Genomic DNA, 14994 nt, shown 5'->3' on the forward strand with positions numbered 1-14994 from the left:
AATCAGGCCTAGGCTTTTCTCTTCACCATTTCGTTGATCCAGATGGGCGCAAATGGCGAGGTGCATCCGGGTGAAGTTGGATAATCGGCAAGCACCTGGAGCTTTTCGCCAATGGCCAGGGCGCGTCCGCGCAAGGCTGCATGCTCGATACCGATCTGAGCCAGGGTTGTGTTCATTGCCCATTGCAGGCGATCCGGCGCATCGAGCATCTGGTCTTCGATGATATCCAGCAGCCCGGGCAGGTCGAGTCTTCCCGGGTCCTTGGCGACTTGGTGTGCGGTAAGTTCCCACCCCGCCGCCAACTGGACCGGGTCGTTTTCCCGCATCAGCACTTCGCGCAGCTCTTCAAGCAGCTTGGTTTTCTTGACTATGTAGCTGAGGAACCAGGCTTGAACTTTTGGCGTGCTGGCTTCCTTGCTCCAGGCCTGCAATTGTTCCAATGTGAAGCTGCGGGGTTTAGCAATCAGGAGTGCTACCAGGCGGCTGGGGGTTTCCTTTGTCTCCCACAGCTTCTGGGCCAGGTCCTGGTTGGCCTTCAGGGCCTTGGCTATTGCTCTGAGCTTGCCAAGGTTGACCCCGAAATCATCACCGTGGCGTTCATTGACTGCTCGCGCCTTGGGATCTTCCAGCTCCGCCAGCGCCTGCTGGATTTCTGCCACTGTACTTTCAGGTCCGAGCTGATTACTCAACGTCTCCTCCATCATTGGTTCAATTACAGTGATTCCACCGGCTGCCGCAGAATTGTGCGCAGCTTATCTGGCGCTACTTTCCGCGGATCTCCAAGATAAATCTCATGATGTTTGCCGGTAAGCCGCAAGCCATGCCCGACAATAAAATTCTCATGCATCTTTCGAAGCACGGGTCCTTCTTCATCATATGCTCCGAGATGCAGCGTCTGTACGCACTGGCCTTCATCCAACAACTCGAACCGCATCCTTTCGATGCTTGGCAGGTCTCGCCTCGACTTTGCTGCTTCAACGGCGACTTGAACATCATCGTCGTTGAGCCATTCGGGAACCATCAGCATGAGAGTCCAGGACCATTTCGATTTATCGCGTTCAGTCGTGAACGAGTTCATGTCATCGGCCCACCACAATCCTTCCAAGGGCGGGACCACGTAGTCTTGCCCGTTTTGCTTGCTGGCGAATTTGAGCTTGTAGGCTACGGGATAGATCGTTTCCAACGCCTGGGTGTATGCTCGCTCGTGGTTGGGATCGCCTTGTCCATCAATCATGAGATAGCGCATCGCTGGAACCTGCAAAATACGGAATTCCCCATATTTGGCGCGGTAGCTGCCAGTCGCCTTTTTGAAATCAATTTTTTCTGCCACAGCTTCTTCTCCCCCGCGTTGCCCGCCGGCTAGAACCACTTGCGCCATTTGAAAACACCATAAAGCACGGCAGCGAAACCAACCATTAGCAATATTGCAGCTGGATAGCCAAAGGCCCAGTGCAACTCCGGCATATTGTCGAAATTCATGCCGTAGACCGCGGCTATCAAGGTGGGTGCAAACAAAATTGCGGCCCAACCTGATATTTTCTTCATATCCTCATTCTGGCGTTGAGCCACCAGCGTGGCATTCACATTCAGGATTTGAGACAACGCGTCACGATACTCGAGTGCTTGGGCATGAGCCCTGGTGAGATGGTCCGTGACATCTTGCAAGTAGGTTTCCAGTTCCTCGGGAACCGGGTACTTCTTAAATCCGTCATCGAGGGACCTTACGACTTCCAGGAGCGAGGCCGTGGAGTGGAGCACGTCGATCACTTCTTGGCTCAACCGGTAAATGCGTTCGGTCACTGCAGCGTCTCCACTGAATACCTGGCGCTCGATCTGCTCCTTGTCTATTCCCAGGCCATGCAGCACTGGAGCGTAGCCATCAACAATCTCGTCAAGGATCCGGTAGAGGACCGCCTCGGAGCCCAGCCGAAGCAATTGTGGATCTTTGAGCAGCATTTGATGTTGCTGTAGGCTGCCGTTGCTTATCGACTCGGCAAATTCATGCCCATCGGTTCCGTCAATCCAGCGATGGTCCTGGCATAGGACGGCTATCGAACCTTGCCGAACAAGGATGTGGAATTCGGAGAGTTCGACCTCCTCGGCCGAGTCGAGATACAAGGCCGAACGAACAACTAGCAATAAGACATCACCATAGCGTTCAAGCTTTGGACGCTGTCGCGCGTGCAGGAGGTCCTCAACGAGTACCGGATGCAGGTCCCAGGCTTCTGCAAGTTCCTGGATGTCTGCTTCGTCCGGGGTGGGATACAGCGACAAGGCAATGCGGTTCTCGCCGCTATGGCAGAAATCCAGCGCTTCTGCGGCAGTAACGCTTGAAGGCGCCAGTTCGACGGTTCCGTCATCGATATAGCGCACGCGCTTGGAACTATGCGCTGGGCCCTGGCCATTACCGGCCTGCCGCGCTCGGTTTGCCCGTCGCTGTATACGTGCCATGCTTCTCCCGGTCGAACGATTTTGTTCAAGTATCGCAAGTGAGTATCAAATTGTGGCGCACATACTGATTCAAAGCACCGTGAGATTTGGCTTAATTACTACTCCCATCGGGGGAACCGATCTAGGCATGGAACCACGACGTTGGGTGTCACCGCGGTCCCCCTCATTCAGGTGGCATAAGTTGTGAGTTGCTCTGAATCTGCACACCGGAGGCGAGGCAAAACCGGGAATACAAAGAACCCAAAAAATAAGCGCTGAATATACAAAAAATCCTGGAATTCTTTTTCAAGAATTCCAGGATTTAATTTGTGGAGGTAAGGGGATTCGAACCCCTGACCTTCTGCATGCCATGCAGACGCGCTACCAACTGCGCCATACCCCCAAAAGGATTGCTACCCTGATCAGGCAACTCCATAATCATAGATGACTACCTGATCAGGATGCAAATTCACGATTACTGGTTCTGCTGTTTCGGATCCTCAGGCAGCTCGATCACCGGGCAATCAGCCCAGAGACGTTCCAGCGCGTAGAAAACGCGGTCTTCCTGGTGTTGTACGTGGACTACAACATCTCCGTAGTCCAACAGGACCCAACGGCCCAAGCCAAAACCTTCACGGCGGACCGGGCGCATGCTGTATTCTTCCAGGACCTTGGCCTGAATTTCATCAACGATTGCGTTCACCTGCGGTTCTGATCCACCAGAGACAATCAAGAAGGCGTCGGTAACGCCCAGGCGGTCCGCTACATCTAGCGCGACCATGTTTTCTGCCAACTTTTCAGATGCAGCCTGTGCTGCAATCTTCACGAGGGCAATTGAATCTGCGTGTGCTCCCATTGAGTGGGGTGTCTCCTTGTTAGAGGTGTAGATCGAGAACTTAATTTTGCAACGAAACTAGTTGCCGAGCAACATGATCAGCCCGGCGATCAGCGCTGCACCGCCGACGCTCAGTGCCACGATCATGGCGATAAGCATATTGTTAGCGCGACGAACGCCATGTGTTTGAACATCCAACGGCTCAAGCCCCTGGGCATTCACAGCATCAATTCGCGGCATCTGAACTTCTGGGGAGGCTTCAGGAGCCGCGGCTGGTTTTTTTGCCTCAGCAACTGGCTTAGCTGGCGCTTTGGCTGCCGGTTTGGGTGCTGCCTTCGGTGCAGGTTTAGGTGCAGTCTTGGCAGCGGGCTTGGGCGCCGGCTTCGTCGCAGCTGGCTTTGGCGCTGGCTTGGCAGCGTCAGCTGTTGTAGCCGAAGGCTTTTTTGCAGCCGGTGCAGCTTCATCCTTCTTGGAACTGATTTTGCCGTCGGAATCAAGATTAAGAGACACGCTTTGCGTCTTGGGGCCCTGGACACCAGTCTTGGCAATGCGGTCTTCTACCTCGCGAATATTCCCCATTGCGCCGGTGAAAGGATCAGATGACTTATCATCCTTGCCCTGCTTGGCGTTTTCCACACGCAAGCGCTCGCGTTCTGCGGCACGGCGGGAAATAATGGCGGCACGAGCTGCCATTTCACGCTGATGGGCAAGTACTTCGAGATCAATCTCGGAGTCATCTTCGCCCAAGAGGTTCGGGTCGATTGGCGCTTTTGGAGCATGCGCGCGTCGCGCTGCAAGTGCTTGCTCAACGCTCATCACCGTAGTTTCGGGTGAATCTTCGTCAGCAGCCGGTTTCTTGGCTGGCTTCGCTGCCGGTTTGGGCGCGGCTGCCGGATCGGCTTTGCCCTGTTCGGCCAATGCCTGCAACCGAAGCTGGCGACGAGTCAGGGGCTTGGGGTCGTCCGCAGGTTCAACCGTTGGAATGTGGCTAGTCAACGCATCTACTTCGCCTTCAAGGCGACGGCGCTCACGCAAAGCTTCACGATTCCGGGCACGACGAAGCGATGCGCGCTCCCCTACCGGTTCCCCATTAGCCGGCTCAGTGGCCGGCGAATCATTCTTCGCAGCAGCCTTGGCTTGCGGCGCTGGCTTAGGCTGAGGCTTGACTACTTGCTCGTCATTGCCCTTCGACGGAGCTTGCTTTTGAACGCCAGGCGCTGCTGCAAGCTTGTCTGGGCTTTGCGGCGCTTCATCGGCTTGCTTTGAAGTGGGCTGCGGAGCAGGCTTCTGGGCTGCTGCGCTGGTCTTGGCTGCCGGTGCGGGTTTCGGGGTCGGTATTGCCGCCTGAGGCTTGGCCGGTTCCGGTTTCGGAGTTGGCTTTGCTGCGGGAGCTGCATCAGCTTTCGCTGGCGTTGCCGATTGCTCGGGCTCTCCCGCCTTTTTCTCACTTGCGAGTTCTTTTGCTTCTTGTTCTGCCTTGCTGCTTGCCAGCAATGCTTCCATTTCGGCACGTCGCTTTTCGCGCAGAGCTCGCCTGCTAGAAACCGGCTGCGAGTTATCGCTCATCCTGTACTTCTCCCCGACCGCATAGACAAATACCGTCACCCTTACCTAGAGATTATGCCGTGTTACGTCACCTAATGTGAGGTTACGACTCGGTATACAGCCCATATTTTGCAATGTACTGCACCACACCATCGGGCACAAGGTACCAAACTGGCTTATCCTGAGCGACTCGTACACGGCAATCCGTCGACGAAATCGCCAGCGCCGGGATCTCCAACTGGGAAACATTGTCCCTGCCAAGATCGCTCATTACGTACCCAGGACGGCTCACGCCAACAAAATGAGCGAGGTCCCAGACCTGGTCGATGTCACGCCAGCTCATGATCTGGCTCATCGCATCGGCACCGGTGATGAAGAACAATTCCGCATCAGGCCGTTCTGCTCGCAGATCAAGCAAGGTGTCACGAGTGAAGGTGGCACCTTCACGGTCAATATCGACCCGGCTTACCGTAAACCGGGGATTGGAAGCCGTGGCAATGACGGTCATCAGGTAGCGGTGTTCCGCGCTGGTAACCTGCTTGTCGGCCTTCTGCCAAGGATGCCCGGTGGGTACGAAAACTACCTCATCCAAGTCGTACTCGGCCGCAACTTCGCTCGCGGCGACCAAGTGGCCATTGTGGATGGGGTCAAAAGTACCGCCCATCACGCCGAGGCGTAATGGGCGATCACTGTGCTGCCGCTCGCTCAAGACTAGTGGCTATGTGGTTCGTGCGTCTTGAACTGGCGGTGAATATCTTGTTCTTCGTCCTTGACCGAGTGGCGGTTGCCAACGTTGGTGTAGGAAACGGTGATCAATAGCAAGATCATCAATGCAACAAAAATGCCGCCACCGATCAGCAGGGACCAAGTGTGTGCACTCAAGCCAGGGGCAGCGGCTTCGGAGGCCATAATCAGCGCGTTCAAGTAAATCTCCAGTCGTATCCACGGAAGCCGCCGGATCTTCAATTTCTTTCGAAGATCCAGCGGTCCGAAAAGTAACGGTACGTTTCTTCTACATCCTACCGAAAACGGCGGTCAGAAACTATTTGCGAACGTGCCCGTCGCCCTGGACGATCCACTTGGTGGTCGTAAGTTCGGTCAAACCCATCGGGCCACGCGCATGCATCTTCTGCGTGGAGATGCCTACCTCGGCACCAAGGCCCAGCTGTCCGCCATCGGTGAAGCGGGTAGACGCATTCACAATGACAGCAGCCGACTCGATTTCTGCGATGAAGTGCTCGGAGGAAGCCAATGACGAAGTGATAATCGCCTCGGTGTGCCCCGTCGAGTACTCGCGGATATGATCCAGCGCCTCATCGATGTCATCCACAACCTTGACCGCAATATCCAAGTCCAGGTACTCGTTGCGCCAGTCATCTTCACCAGCGGCAATGGTCTCCAGCTGCGGTACCAACGCTGCTGCGCGTTCTTCAACGTGCAGCGTCACGCCAGCAGCAGACAATGCCTTCAGCACTGAAGCAGCGATCGGCGAATCCTTGTGGATCAACAGCGTCTCAACGGTATTGCACACGCTTGGACGCTGCGTCTTGGCGTTAGTGAGGATGTCAATGGCCATCTGCTCATTGGCATCAGCGTCCAGGAAAATGTGCACATTGCCTTCGCCGGTTTCAATCACTGGAACCTTGGCGGTGGTGACCACGCGCTGAATCAGTTCGCGACCACCGCGGGGAATCAGGACGTCAATCTTGCCTCGTGCGCCCATCATGGCATCCGCGCCGTCGCGGCCATACTGGTCAATGGAGATGACCAAGTCGCGAGGAAGCGATACGGATTCCAGTGCATCACGGATGACCGCAACAAGCGCCTGGTTGGAATTCAGCGCGGCGCTGCCTCCCCGCAACAAGACCGCATTGCCGCTCTTCAGCGACAAGCCGGCAATATCAACAGTGACGTTGGGACGGGCTTCGTAAATGGTTCCGATGACGCCCATCGGGACGTTGACTTGCCTCATCCGCAAACCATTAGGCAGCGTCTCGCCTCGAACTACCCGTCCGACCGGATCAGGAAGCCCGGCTAGTTCGTGCAGCGCGGCAATCAATCCATCAATACGCGAATCATCAAGTTTCAAACGATCCAGCATAGCCGTTGAGGTTCCGTTGGCACGGCCAGCTTCCAGGTCTTTCTTGTTCTCCTGGAAAATCTTGGACCGGTTCGCGTCAATGCCAGCGGCCATGGCCAGCAGTGCGCGATCCTTCCAGTCCCGATTGGCGCGTTTGAGAACTCGCGACGCGCGCCGGGCGCGATCGGCTAGTTGATTGACCGAGCTGGTGACGTCGGTGATCTGTTCTTCGGTTCGTGCGGCGTCGATACTCATGATCCCCATTCTAGAAAATAGGTTCGATCAAAGCTAGGTCATCGACATGCACGACCGACTTATCGTAACCTTCGCCAAGTTGCTCAACCATGTCTCCGGTGTTCTGCCCAAGCATCTCCGGCAGCTCTTCAGAGCTGAAATTCACCAGGCCGCGGGCAAAAGGCACGCGATCTGAACCGCAGATTTCCACGGCATCTCCGGCCTCGAAGGCCCCCTCTACATCGATGATGCCGGCGGCAAGCAGCGAGTTGGTGCCTCGGGAAATTGCTTGGACCGCGCCTTCGTCAAGGATCAAGCGGCCTTCAATGCTCGCCAAGTAGGCAAGCCATACATCGCGTGCAGAGCGGCGGGAGTTTCGAGCGGCAAACCAGGTACCCACGTCTTCGCCCCGCAGCGCCTTGGCAGCGTTGTCGGTGCTGGTCACCAGGGTAGGGATGCCGGCCGAAGAGCTCATGGTTGCGGCGTCAACCTTGGTGATCATGCCGCCAGTGCCCACGCCAGCAGCACCAGGCGTACCCAGGTCTACCGCTTCAAGATCATCGGGGTGCTCGATGGTGGTAATGCGGCTTCCGCCCTCTTCAGGGTGCGCGTCATAAACGGAATCGACGTCGGAGAAAAGCAGCAGCGCATCAGCTTTAACAAGGTGCGCCACCAAAGATGCAAGGCGGTCGTTATCGCCGAAGCGGATTTCACGGGTTGCGACCGCATCGTTTTCATTGACGATGGGCAGCACGCCAAGGTTCAAGAGCCTGACCAGGGAACGCAATGCGTTGGTGTAGGAAGAACGGCGCATCAAGTCATCTGCCGTGAGCAATACCTGGCCAACACGCAGGTCGTGTTCTTCAAAGAGCTGCGTGTATTCGGCCAGCAACAGCCCCTGGCCGACGGCCGCGGCGGCCTGCTGGGTTGCCAAGTCCTTGGGACGTTTGGGCAAACCCAGCGGGGCCAGGCCGGCGGCAATTGCGCCGGAGGAAACGAGGATGACCTCGGTGCCGTTGTTCACGGTTTCGGCGAGAGTGTCCACCAAAAACTTCAGTCTCTCATGGGATATTCCCCCGCTGACCGTGGTTAGCGAGCTGGATCCAACCTTTACAACGAGTCGCCGTGCATCCGGCAATTCGTGAGGAGAGGTAATGGCTGAAATAGTCTTGGTGGCACTTTCACTCATACTTTATTCTTCCTCCTGTGCTGCCTTCTTCCCAGCAGCATTTTTTGCGTTCTTGGCGTTGACCGATTCAGTCCAGATGCCAGCCTTGCGTTCGGCTTCCAGTTCTGCACGAGCTGCAGCCTTGGCGGTCTTCCGGTCTTCGTGTTCGGCACGCTTTTCTTCGCGGGTCTTTCGATTGCCGCGGTCTTCGAGTCGCACGTCTTCGCCACGGCGGCTGCCGCCGAGCAATTCAGCGCCGGCAGCCATGGTTGGCTCCCAGTCGAAGACCACCGAATCTTCTTCGGAACCAATGACGACGGCGTCGCCCGGCTTGGCTCCGGCCTTGAATAGCTTGTTTTCTACCCCCAGTTTGGCCAGTCGGTCAGCGAGGTAGCCGACGGCTTCATCATTACGGAAGTCGGTCTGCATGATCCAGCGTTCTGGCTTTTCGCCAATAACGCGCCACAGAGGCTCAAGGTTTTGTTCCTCGCGGCGAATGTAGAACTCTTCCTTGTTGCTATAGCGCGGACGGATCACAGGCACCTCGACTACCGGTGCTTCAACGACCTGTTCGGCTCGCGCTTGTTCTACCAATTCAGCCATAGCGAAGGACAGTTCACGCAATCCGTTACGCGACAGGGCTGAGATCTCGAAGACGCGATATCCGCGCTGTTCCAGTTCAGGACGCACGAATTCGGCCATTTCCGCACCGTCTGGCATGTCGACCTTGTTCAGGGCGATCAGCTTGGGGCGTTCGATCAGCGGGATGATCGTTCCGTCGGTGCCTGCGAAGGTCGAGTCGGCTTCGTAGTTCGCCAGCTCGGCCTCGATGGTGTCCAGGTCGCTGATCGGATCGCGGTCGGACTCCAGCGACGCGCAGTCCAGCACGTGCACAATCGCGGCACAGCGCTCAACGTGGCGCAGGAACTCGTGCCCCAGGCCCTTGCCCTCGGAAGCGCCAGGAATCAGCCCTGGGACGTCGGCTACGGTGAAGCGGGTCTCGCCGGCCTGAACCACGCCGAGGTTCGGCACCAAGGTGGTGAAGGGGTAGTCCGCGATCTTCGGACGTGCTGCGGAGACCGCGGCGATCAGGGAGGACTTGCCAGCCGAGGGGTAGCCCACCAGCGCGATATCGGCCATGGACTTCAGCTCCAGGACGATGTCCTGGCTGGTTCCGGGAATACCCAGCAGTGCGAAGCCCGGGGCCTTGCGCTTGTCCGAGGAGATCGCCGCGTTGCCCAGGCCGCCCATGCCGCCGATGGCGGCAATGTATTCGTCGCCGGTGTTGACCAGGTCCCCCAGGATGTCCCCGTCCTTGGTTTTCACCACGGTGCCTGCGGGCACGCCGAGGATCAGGTCTTCGCCGTGCTTGCCTGGGTGCAGTCCGCCCTTTCCGGGTTCGCCGTTGCCGGCCTTGCGGTGCGGCAGGTGGTGGAAGTCCAGCAGCGTGGTGACCTGGGGGTCAACGCGCAAGATAATGTCGCCGCCCTTGCCACCGTTGCCGCCATCGGGTCCGCCAAGCGGCTTGAATTTCTCGCGCTTGATGGACACACAACCGTGGCCACCATTACCTGCGGTGACATGAAGGGTTACGCGATCAACGAATGCAGCCACGGGGCCATCTTCTCCTAGAACGGGGTTGCGAGAAGCTCTCGCAGAAAAAGTCTATCTACGCACACAAGGGGCGGACCGAATAACGGCCCACCCCTTCTGTACTAAAAAATTTGCCAGATGCCTGAATTAGGCAGCAGCAACAATGTTCACCACGCGGCGACCACGACGGGTGCCGAACTCGACTGCACCAGCAGCCAGGGCGAACAGGGTGTCATCCTTGCCACGGCCTACGCCGGCGCCTGGGTGGAAGTGGGTGCCACGCTGGCGAACGATGATTTCGCCTGCCTTGACTTCCTGACCACCAAAGCGCTTTACGCCTAGGTACTGTGCGTTGGAATCGCGACCGTTGCGAGTGGAACTCGCACCTTTCTTATGTGCCATGCCTTTTAGCCTCTTTCGCTACAAAAATGGATATTACGATCAGCCTGAATTAGGCGATCGAGGTGACCTTGACCTTGGTCAGAGCGGCACGGAAGCCCTGGCGCTTCTTGTAACCGGTCTTGTTCTTGTACTTCTGGATAACGATCTTCTCGCCGCGAAGGTTTTCTACAACCTCAGCGGTAACCGTGACCTTAGCCAGATCGGCAGCTGCGGAAGTTACCTTCTCGCCATCTACCAACAGCAAAGCAGGAAGCTCGATGGAGCTACCTGGGGCAGCCTGAAGACGGTCAACGGTGATGAGGTCTCCAACGGAAACCTTCTCCTGGTGGCCGCCTGCGCGGACAATTGCGTACACCACGTGGGTACTCACTTCTACTCGACGTTTATTGTCTTACCGGCGCAGATATCGACCCGAACACCCATAAATGAGTGCAATGAACGGGGATCTCATGCGCTTGTGCCTTGACGCCGAGCGGACGGAAAGTCCGTGATCTTGGCGTTTAGCACCGATCAACTAGATTACGCTAGTCCACACCACTGGGGCAAATACAAACTGCCCCAGCGGGTGAAGCGTGATCAAGTTCATCTATTTCAGTTCGCGCACCGGAACGCCGACACCGAACATTACCGGTTGCCCGGCAGGCTCAGCTGGCTTTTCGTTGTGCGAACTGGAGGCATCCATTTGAACTACCGAACCGGTAGCAGCGGATACCTCTGCCACGAGAACCTCTGCGGTTGCGTCGCCCTGAGCCGAGGTGGCTCGACGACTGCGCCGCTTTGGCTTCGTGGAACTCTGTGGGGCCACCGCGCTAGCGGTAGCCGATGCTGCTGCAGGGGCCGTGGCCTCTGCAGCTGCTGGAGCGCTCGATGCAGGCATGGCCAGGCCGGTGAGTACCGGCTGATCCTGCGCTGAGGCAGCTCCCGAGCCCTGTGGACGTGATGCCCGGCGGGAACGCTTGCGAGGCTGCTCAACCTGCTTCGGCTCATCCTCCACGGCAACAGCCGCTGGCTGCTCCGCTTCGATGTCCTGGCCAGCTTCCTCAGCCTTTGCGCCCTGCTGCTCGGCATCTGCCTGTGAACGGTTACGTCCACGGGAGCGCGAACGGCGGCGCGGCTTGCGGTTGGCCTCGCCACCCTCATCCTCGGTCTCGTCCTTGCCCGGCAGGGCAGCTTCGAGCGCTTCGAGGGTGACGGAGACGTCGGCGGCCACTGGCGTGCCGGTCTTCAGCACTGGAATCTGCTCGCCTTCGATGCTCACAGCATTCTCAGCGTGCGGCTCCAAATGCGATGCGGCAGCAATACTTGCCAGCGCATTGCGGGTGGCTTCATCCTTCTCGCCCGTGGCGGCAGTCTCCTGGTTGGCAACTGGCTTGGCCTCGTCCTTCTCGCCACCGCGGCGGCGGCGGGAATTGCGAGATGGCTTCTCGTTGAACTTCTTGGCGTGCGGTTCACCGGCCGAGTTGAAGGTGCGGCGGGATTCCACCGGCTCTTCGTGGGTGATCACACCGGCTCCAGCGCAGTGCTCGCACTCTTCGCCGAAGACTTCCAGCAAACCGGTGCCCATGCGCTTGCGCGTCATCTGGACCAGGCCCAGCGACGTGACCTCGGCGACCTGGTGCTTGGTCCGGTCCCGGCCCAGGCACTCCACCAGTCGGCGCAGGACCAGATCGCGGTTGGACTCCAGGACCATGTCGATGAAGTCGATGACGATGATGCCGCCGATATCGCGCAGGCGCAGCTGGCGCACGACTTCCTCGGCCGCTTCCAAGTTGTTCTTGGTCACGGTCTCTTCGAGGTTGCCGCCCGAGCCGGTGAACTTGCCGGTGTTCACGTCGATGACCGTCATCGCTTCGGTGCGGTCGATAACCAGCGAACCACCCGATGGCAGGAAGACCTTGCGGTCCAGCGCCTTGGCGATCTGCTCGTCGACGCGGAAGTCGGCGAAGATGTCCTCGTCGGATTCCCACTTCTCCAGGCGTCCCATCAAGTCCGGCGCCACATACATGACATAGGCCTCAATGGTGTCCCAGGCATGCTCGCCGGAGACGATCAGCTTGGTGAAGTCCTCGTTGAAGACATCGCGGACCACCTTGATGGTCAGGTCCGGCTCGGAGTACAGCAGTTCCGGAGCCAGGGTCTTGGTGGAGTTGGCCTGTTCTTCGATGCCTTCCCACTGCGCGCGCAGCCGGTTGATATCGTTGGTCAGCTCTTCCTCGGAGGCGCCTTCGGCGGCTGTGCGCACGATCACGCCTGCGTTTTCCGGAAGGTGGTCCTTCAGGATCTTCTTCAGGCGCTGGCGCTCAACGTCGGGCAGCTTGCGGGAGATGCCAGTCATCGAGCCGCCCGGCACGTAGACCAGGTAGCGGCCCGGCAGGGAGATCTGGCTGGTCAGGCGGGCACCCTTGTGTCCTACGGGGTCCTTGGTGACCTGCACGAGCACCGAGTCCCCAGCCTTCAGCGCGTTCTCAATGCGGCGCGGCTGGCCTTCGAGGGCAGCAACATCCCAGTTGACTTCGCCTGCGTACAACACCGCGTTGCGGCCGCGTCCGATATCCACGAAAGCAGCTTCCATGGAAGGCAGCACGTTCTGCACCTTGCCGACGTACACGTTGCCGATGAGCGAATCCTGCTGGGTCTTGGACACGAAGTGCTCGGCGAGCACCCCATCTTCCAGGACGCCAATCTGGATGCGGTCTTCGCGCTGGCGCACGATCATCTTGCGCTCCACGGATTCGCGGCGGGCCAAGAACTCTGCCTCGGTGATCACCTGGCGGCGGCGGCCGGTCTCGCGTGATTCGCGGCGGCGCTGGCGCTTCGCTTCCAGGCGGGTCGAACCGCGCACGGAGGCCACCTTGTCGCTGACCGAGCCATGGCTTTCGACGCTGCCGCGCGGTGCGCGAACGCGGGTCACGGTGTTGGGTGGATCGTCCTGCGAGCCGCCCTCAAGTTCCAGATCAACATCGCCGCGGCGGCGGCGACGGCGGCGGCGCGAGGTCACGTCATCGCTCTCGGCTTCAGGAGTTTCCTTGCGCGCTGGTTCGTGCTTCTTGGCAACGACCTGCGCCAGAACCGCCTGAGCGGTTTCTGGAATGGCGAAAGGGTTCAAGATCATCGAGCTGCCGTGCTCGGCCAGCAGCTGGCCGGTGTGGTCTTCTACAACCTCTGGGGCGTCCTGCGGCTCAGTGTTGTCCTCTGCCACCGGGTTGGCGATTTCTTCGCTGGCCTGTTCGGTGGTCTCCTGCTTGGCAGCTGCCTGCTCGACGGCTTCGTCGCTGGCAGCATGGCGTGCCACCTGCGCACGGCGCTCTGCCTGGCGGCTGGCGCGCTGGGCTGAATCAGGGGTGGAAACCTGGGTGCGGCGAGTAGCTCGCCAACGGTATGGGCTTTCTTCAATGCCGGCTGCGGCATTGAGTTCAGCCAGGGTCATGGCGCGGCGCAGTGGCCGCGCAGGGGTGGTTGAAACGCTGGTACGACGGGCTCGCGTTGAACGATTGCCTCGCTTGCTACCTTGCGCCCCACCCTTTCGTTGATTTGCTGCGCTCATTTAAATTCGCGTACTCCTACTTTGTCCCGCTTTGACATCCTCCACAGACGGCGCCTCAGCTGAAACTACAATCATCACGTGTCCCTTGGCCGACTACTTTAAATCGGCCAGACACAAAAGCTCGCTATTTTCCGCAAGATTGCCACTGGCTCATATAACTGAGCCGGACGCAATTCCTGCGGATCAACGTGGCCTAAGAAAACCGGCTGCTTTCCTTTGCAGCCCTACGATCCGCGGTATTCCCTCGGGAGGCGCACATATTGGGCACTCAACCGAAGCGATGCATCGCCTGGCGATCTGTTGTTTCAAAAGTCTGTCGTCGGGTTGAAAGCAGACTGTGGATCCGCGAGCAACCATTTCCATTCTCTCATATTTAGTTCATGCCTTGTTCATTGCTTCTCATCCGTTGCACAGAATTGCTTCCTAAGATGAAAACGCTCGAAGCGGAATCTCCCGCTTTCCTACAAATTTATGGAATAGTCGAAACATGGTTTCATCACTAGAAAAGAGCCCCAACCCGGGCGTGTTGCCATGGTGGGCAAAGGATCGCGGTTTCGGGCTGGTTCTCATCGCCACAGGTTTCATTTCGTGGCTCGCAGCCGGAACTCTCGTTTTGGAACGCATCGAGCTCTACAAGAACCCTGACTACGTCACCAGCTGCGATATCAATCCGTGGATCTCTTGCGGCACCGTGATGAGGTCGGAGCAGGCTGGAATCTTCGGATTCCCCAACCCGTTCTTCGGCATCGTCTGCTTCGCGATCGTCATCACCATCGGCGTGGTGCTGCTTGCCGGCGCGAACAAGCTGCAGCGCTGGTTCTGGATCTGCTTCCAGATTGGTGTTACCGCCGCCATGGGCCTGGTCATCTGGTTCTGGTCGCAAGCCCTCTACGAGATCAACGCGCTGTGCCCGTACTGCATGGTCGTGTGGGCCATGACCATACCGCTCTTTGTCTTCACTACGGCTCGCAATGTGGTCACGGGCGTGATCCCCGCTGGCGCAGCGGTGAAAAAGTTCTTCACCGAGTGGAGCTGGATTGTCACTGCCATCTTGTGGCTCTTGGTTGCAGCTACAGTGGTGCTTCGCTTCCCGAACGCAATTTTCGGCTAAGCCCCGCTGTCGATTGCCGGTTCGTTGCCTTGGGAACGAACCGGCTTTTCTT

The 14994-nt window shown here is 58.2% G+C and carries 14 protein-coding genes and 1 tRNA gene; 1 reads left to right on the top strand and 14 read right to left on the bottom strand.

Going from position 1 to position 14994, the window contains the following annotated elements; genetic code table 11:
• Positions 1-8: 8 nt before the first annotated feature.
• From AC6CHO_RS05605 to AC6CHO_RS05670, 14 genes are all read right to left on the bottom strand, one after another.
• A complete protein-coding gene (locus AC6CHO_RS05605; RefSeq protein ID WP_498214079.1) occupies positions 9-704 on the bottom strand; it encodes a DNA alkylation repair protein in 696 nt (231 codons plus the stop codon).
• An 8-nt stretch (positions 705-712) separates the two neighbouring features.
• On the bottom strand, positions 713-1378 hold the full coding sequence (locus AC6CHO_RS05610; RefSeq protein WP_498214080.1) for a GyrI-like domain-containing protein: 666 nt from the start codon (positions 1376-1378) through the stop codon (positions 713-715).
• Positions 1360-2451, bottom strand: coding sequence for a magnesium and cobalt transport protein CorA (locus tag AC6CHO_RS05615; RefSeq protein ID WP_444663637.1), 1092 nt, complete (start codon positions 2449-2451; stop codon positions 1360-1362). Before AC6CHO_RS05615 ends, AC6CHO_RS05610 begins: the two co-directional genes overlap by 19 nt.
• 309 nt (positions 2452-2760) lie before the next feature.
• Positions 2761-2833, bottom strand: a tRNA-Ala gene (locus tag AC6CHO_RS05620).
• A gap of 72 nt (positions 2834-2905) precedes the next feature.
• Positions 2906-3286, bottom strand: a complete 381-nt coding sequence (gene rsfS / locus AC6CHO_RS05625) for a ribosome silencing factor (RefSeq protein ID WP_060701764.1) — start codon at positions 3284-3286, stop codon at positions 2906-2908.
• Between the two features lie 57 nt (positions 3287-3343).
• Positions 3344-4831, bottom strand: coding sequence for a hypothetical protein (locus AC6CHO_RS05630; RefSeq protein WP_498214081.1), 1488 nt, complete (start codon positions 4829-4831; stop codon positions 3344-3346).
• A gap of 82 nt (positions 4832-4913) precedes the next feature.
• Positions 4914-5519: a nicotinate-nucleotide adenylyltransferase gene (gene nadD / locus AC6CHO_RS05635; RefSeq protein WP_444663631.1), complete on the bottom strand. Its 606-nt coding sequence runs from the start codon at positions 5517-5519 to the stop codon at positions 4914-4916.
• A gap of 2 nt (positions 5520-5521) precedes the next feature.
• Positions 5522-5734 carry a hypothetical protein gene (locus tag AC6CHO_RS05640; RefSeq protein ID WP_146278150.1) on the bottom strand — a complete coding sequence of 71 codons (213 nt, stop codon included), beginning with the start codon at positions 5732-5734 and terminating at the stop codon, positions 5522-5524.
• A gap of 118 nt (positions 5735-5852) precedes the next feature.
• Entirely contained in the window at positions 5853-7145 is a 1293-nt protein-coding gene (locus AC6CHO_RS05645) for a glutamate-5-semialdehyde dehydrogenase (RefSeq protein ID WP_498214082.1), read from the bottom strand.
• 10 nt (positions 7146-7155) lie between these two features.
• Positions 7156-8313, bottom strand: coding sequence for a glutamate 5-kinase (gene proB, locus AC6CHO_RS05650; protein WP_498214083.1), 1158 nt, complete (start codon positions 8311-8313; stop codon positions 7156-7158).
• A 3-nt stretch (positions 8314-8316) separates the two neighbouring features.
• The gene (gene obgE / locus AC6CHO_RS05655; protein WP_444663624.1) at positions 8317-9906 is read right to left on the bottom strand and encodes a GTPase ObgE; all 1590 of its coding nucleotides are present in this window, start codon (positions 9904-9906) and stop codon (positions 8317-8319) included.
• 126 nt (positions 9907-10032) lie between these two features.
• On the bottom strand, positions 10033-10287 hold the full coding sequence (gene rpmA, locus AC6CHO_RS05660) for a 50S ribosomal protein L27 (RefSeq protein WP_022875303.1): 255 nt from the start codon (positions 10285-10287) through the stop codon (positions 10033-10035).
• Between the two features lie 49 nt (positions 10288-10336).
• Positions 10337-10645 (bottom strand): 50S ribosomal protein L21, encoded by a 309-nt coding sequence (rplU, locus tag AC6CHO_RS05665; RefSeq protein ID WP_013349163.1) that lies wholly within the window; start codon positions 10643-10645, stop codon positions 10337-10339.
• A gap of 228 nt (positions 10646-10873) precedes the next feature.
• Positions 10874-13714, bottom strand: coding sequence for an Rne/Rng family ribonuclease (locus tag AC6CHO_RS05670; protein ID WP_498214138.1), 2841 nt, complete (start codon positions 13712-13714; stop codon positions 10874-10876).
• 604 nt (positions 13715-14318) lie between these two features.
• On the opposite strand from AC6CHO_RS05670, the gene AC6CHO_RS05675 reads away from it, so the two are divergent.
• Positions 14319-14942, top strand: coding sequence for a vitamin K epoxide reductase family protein (locus AC6CHO_RS05675; RefSeq protein WP_498214084.1), 624 nt, complete (start codon positions 14319-14321; stop codon positions 14940-14942).
• The last annotated feature ends 52 nt before the right edge of the window (positions 14943-14994 follow it).

This window comes from Glutamicibacter sp. GQ173 (genome assembly GCF_059759215.1).

Bases quoted from the DNA above. Each gene is read 5' to 3' on its own strand.
- AC6CHO_RS05610 (WP_498214080.1), bottom strand. From the start codon at position 1,378: ATGGCGCAAGTGGTTCTAGCCGGCGGGCAACGCGGGGGAGAAGAAGCT.
- AC6CHO_RS05645 (WP_498214082.1), bottom strand. From the start codon at position 7,145: ATGAGTATCGACGCCGCACGAACCGAAGAACAGATCACCGACGTCACC.
- rpmA (WP_022875303.1), bottom strand. From the start codon at position 10,287: ATGGCACATAAGAAAGGTGCGAGTTCCACTCGCAACGGTCGCGATTCC.
- rsfS (WP_060701764.1), bottom strand. From the start codon at position 3,286: ATGGGAGCACACGCAGATTCAATTGCCCTCGTGAAGATTGCAGCACAG.
- proB (WP_498214083.1), bottom strand. From the start codon at position 8,313: ATGAGTGAAAGTGCCACCAAGACTATTTCAGCCATTACCTCTCCTCAC.
- AC6CHO_RS05605 (WP_498214079.1), bottom strand. From the start codon at position 704: ATGATGGAGGAGACGTTGAGTAATCAGCTCGGACCTGAAAGTACAGTG.
- AC6CHO_RS05670 (WP_498214138.1), bottom strand. From the start codon at position 13,714: ATGACCCTGGCTGAACTCAATGCCGCAGCCGGCATTGAAGAAAGCCCA.
- AC6CHO_RS05675 (WP_498214084.1), top strand. From the start codon at position 14,319: ATGGTTTCATCACTAGAAAAGAGCCCCAACCCGGGCGTGTTGCCATGG.
- AC6CHO_RS05630 (WP_498214081.1), bottom strand. From the start codon at position 4,831: ATGAGCGATAACTCGCAGCCGGTTTCTAGCAGGCGAGCTCTGCGCGAA.
- AC6CHO_RS05615 (WP_444663637.1), bottom strand. From the start codon at position 2,451: ATGGCACGTATACAGCGACGGGCAAACCGAGCGCGGCAGGCCGGTAAT.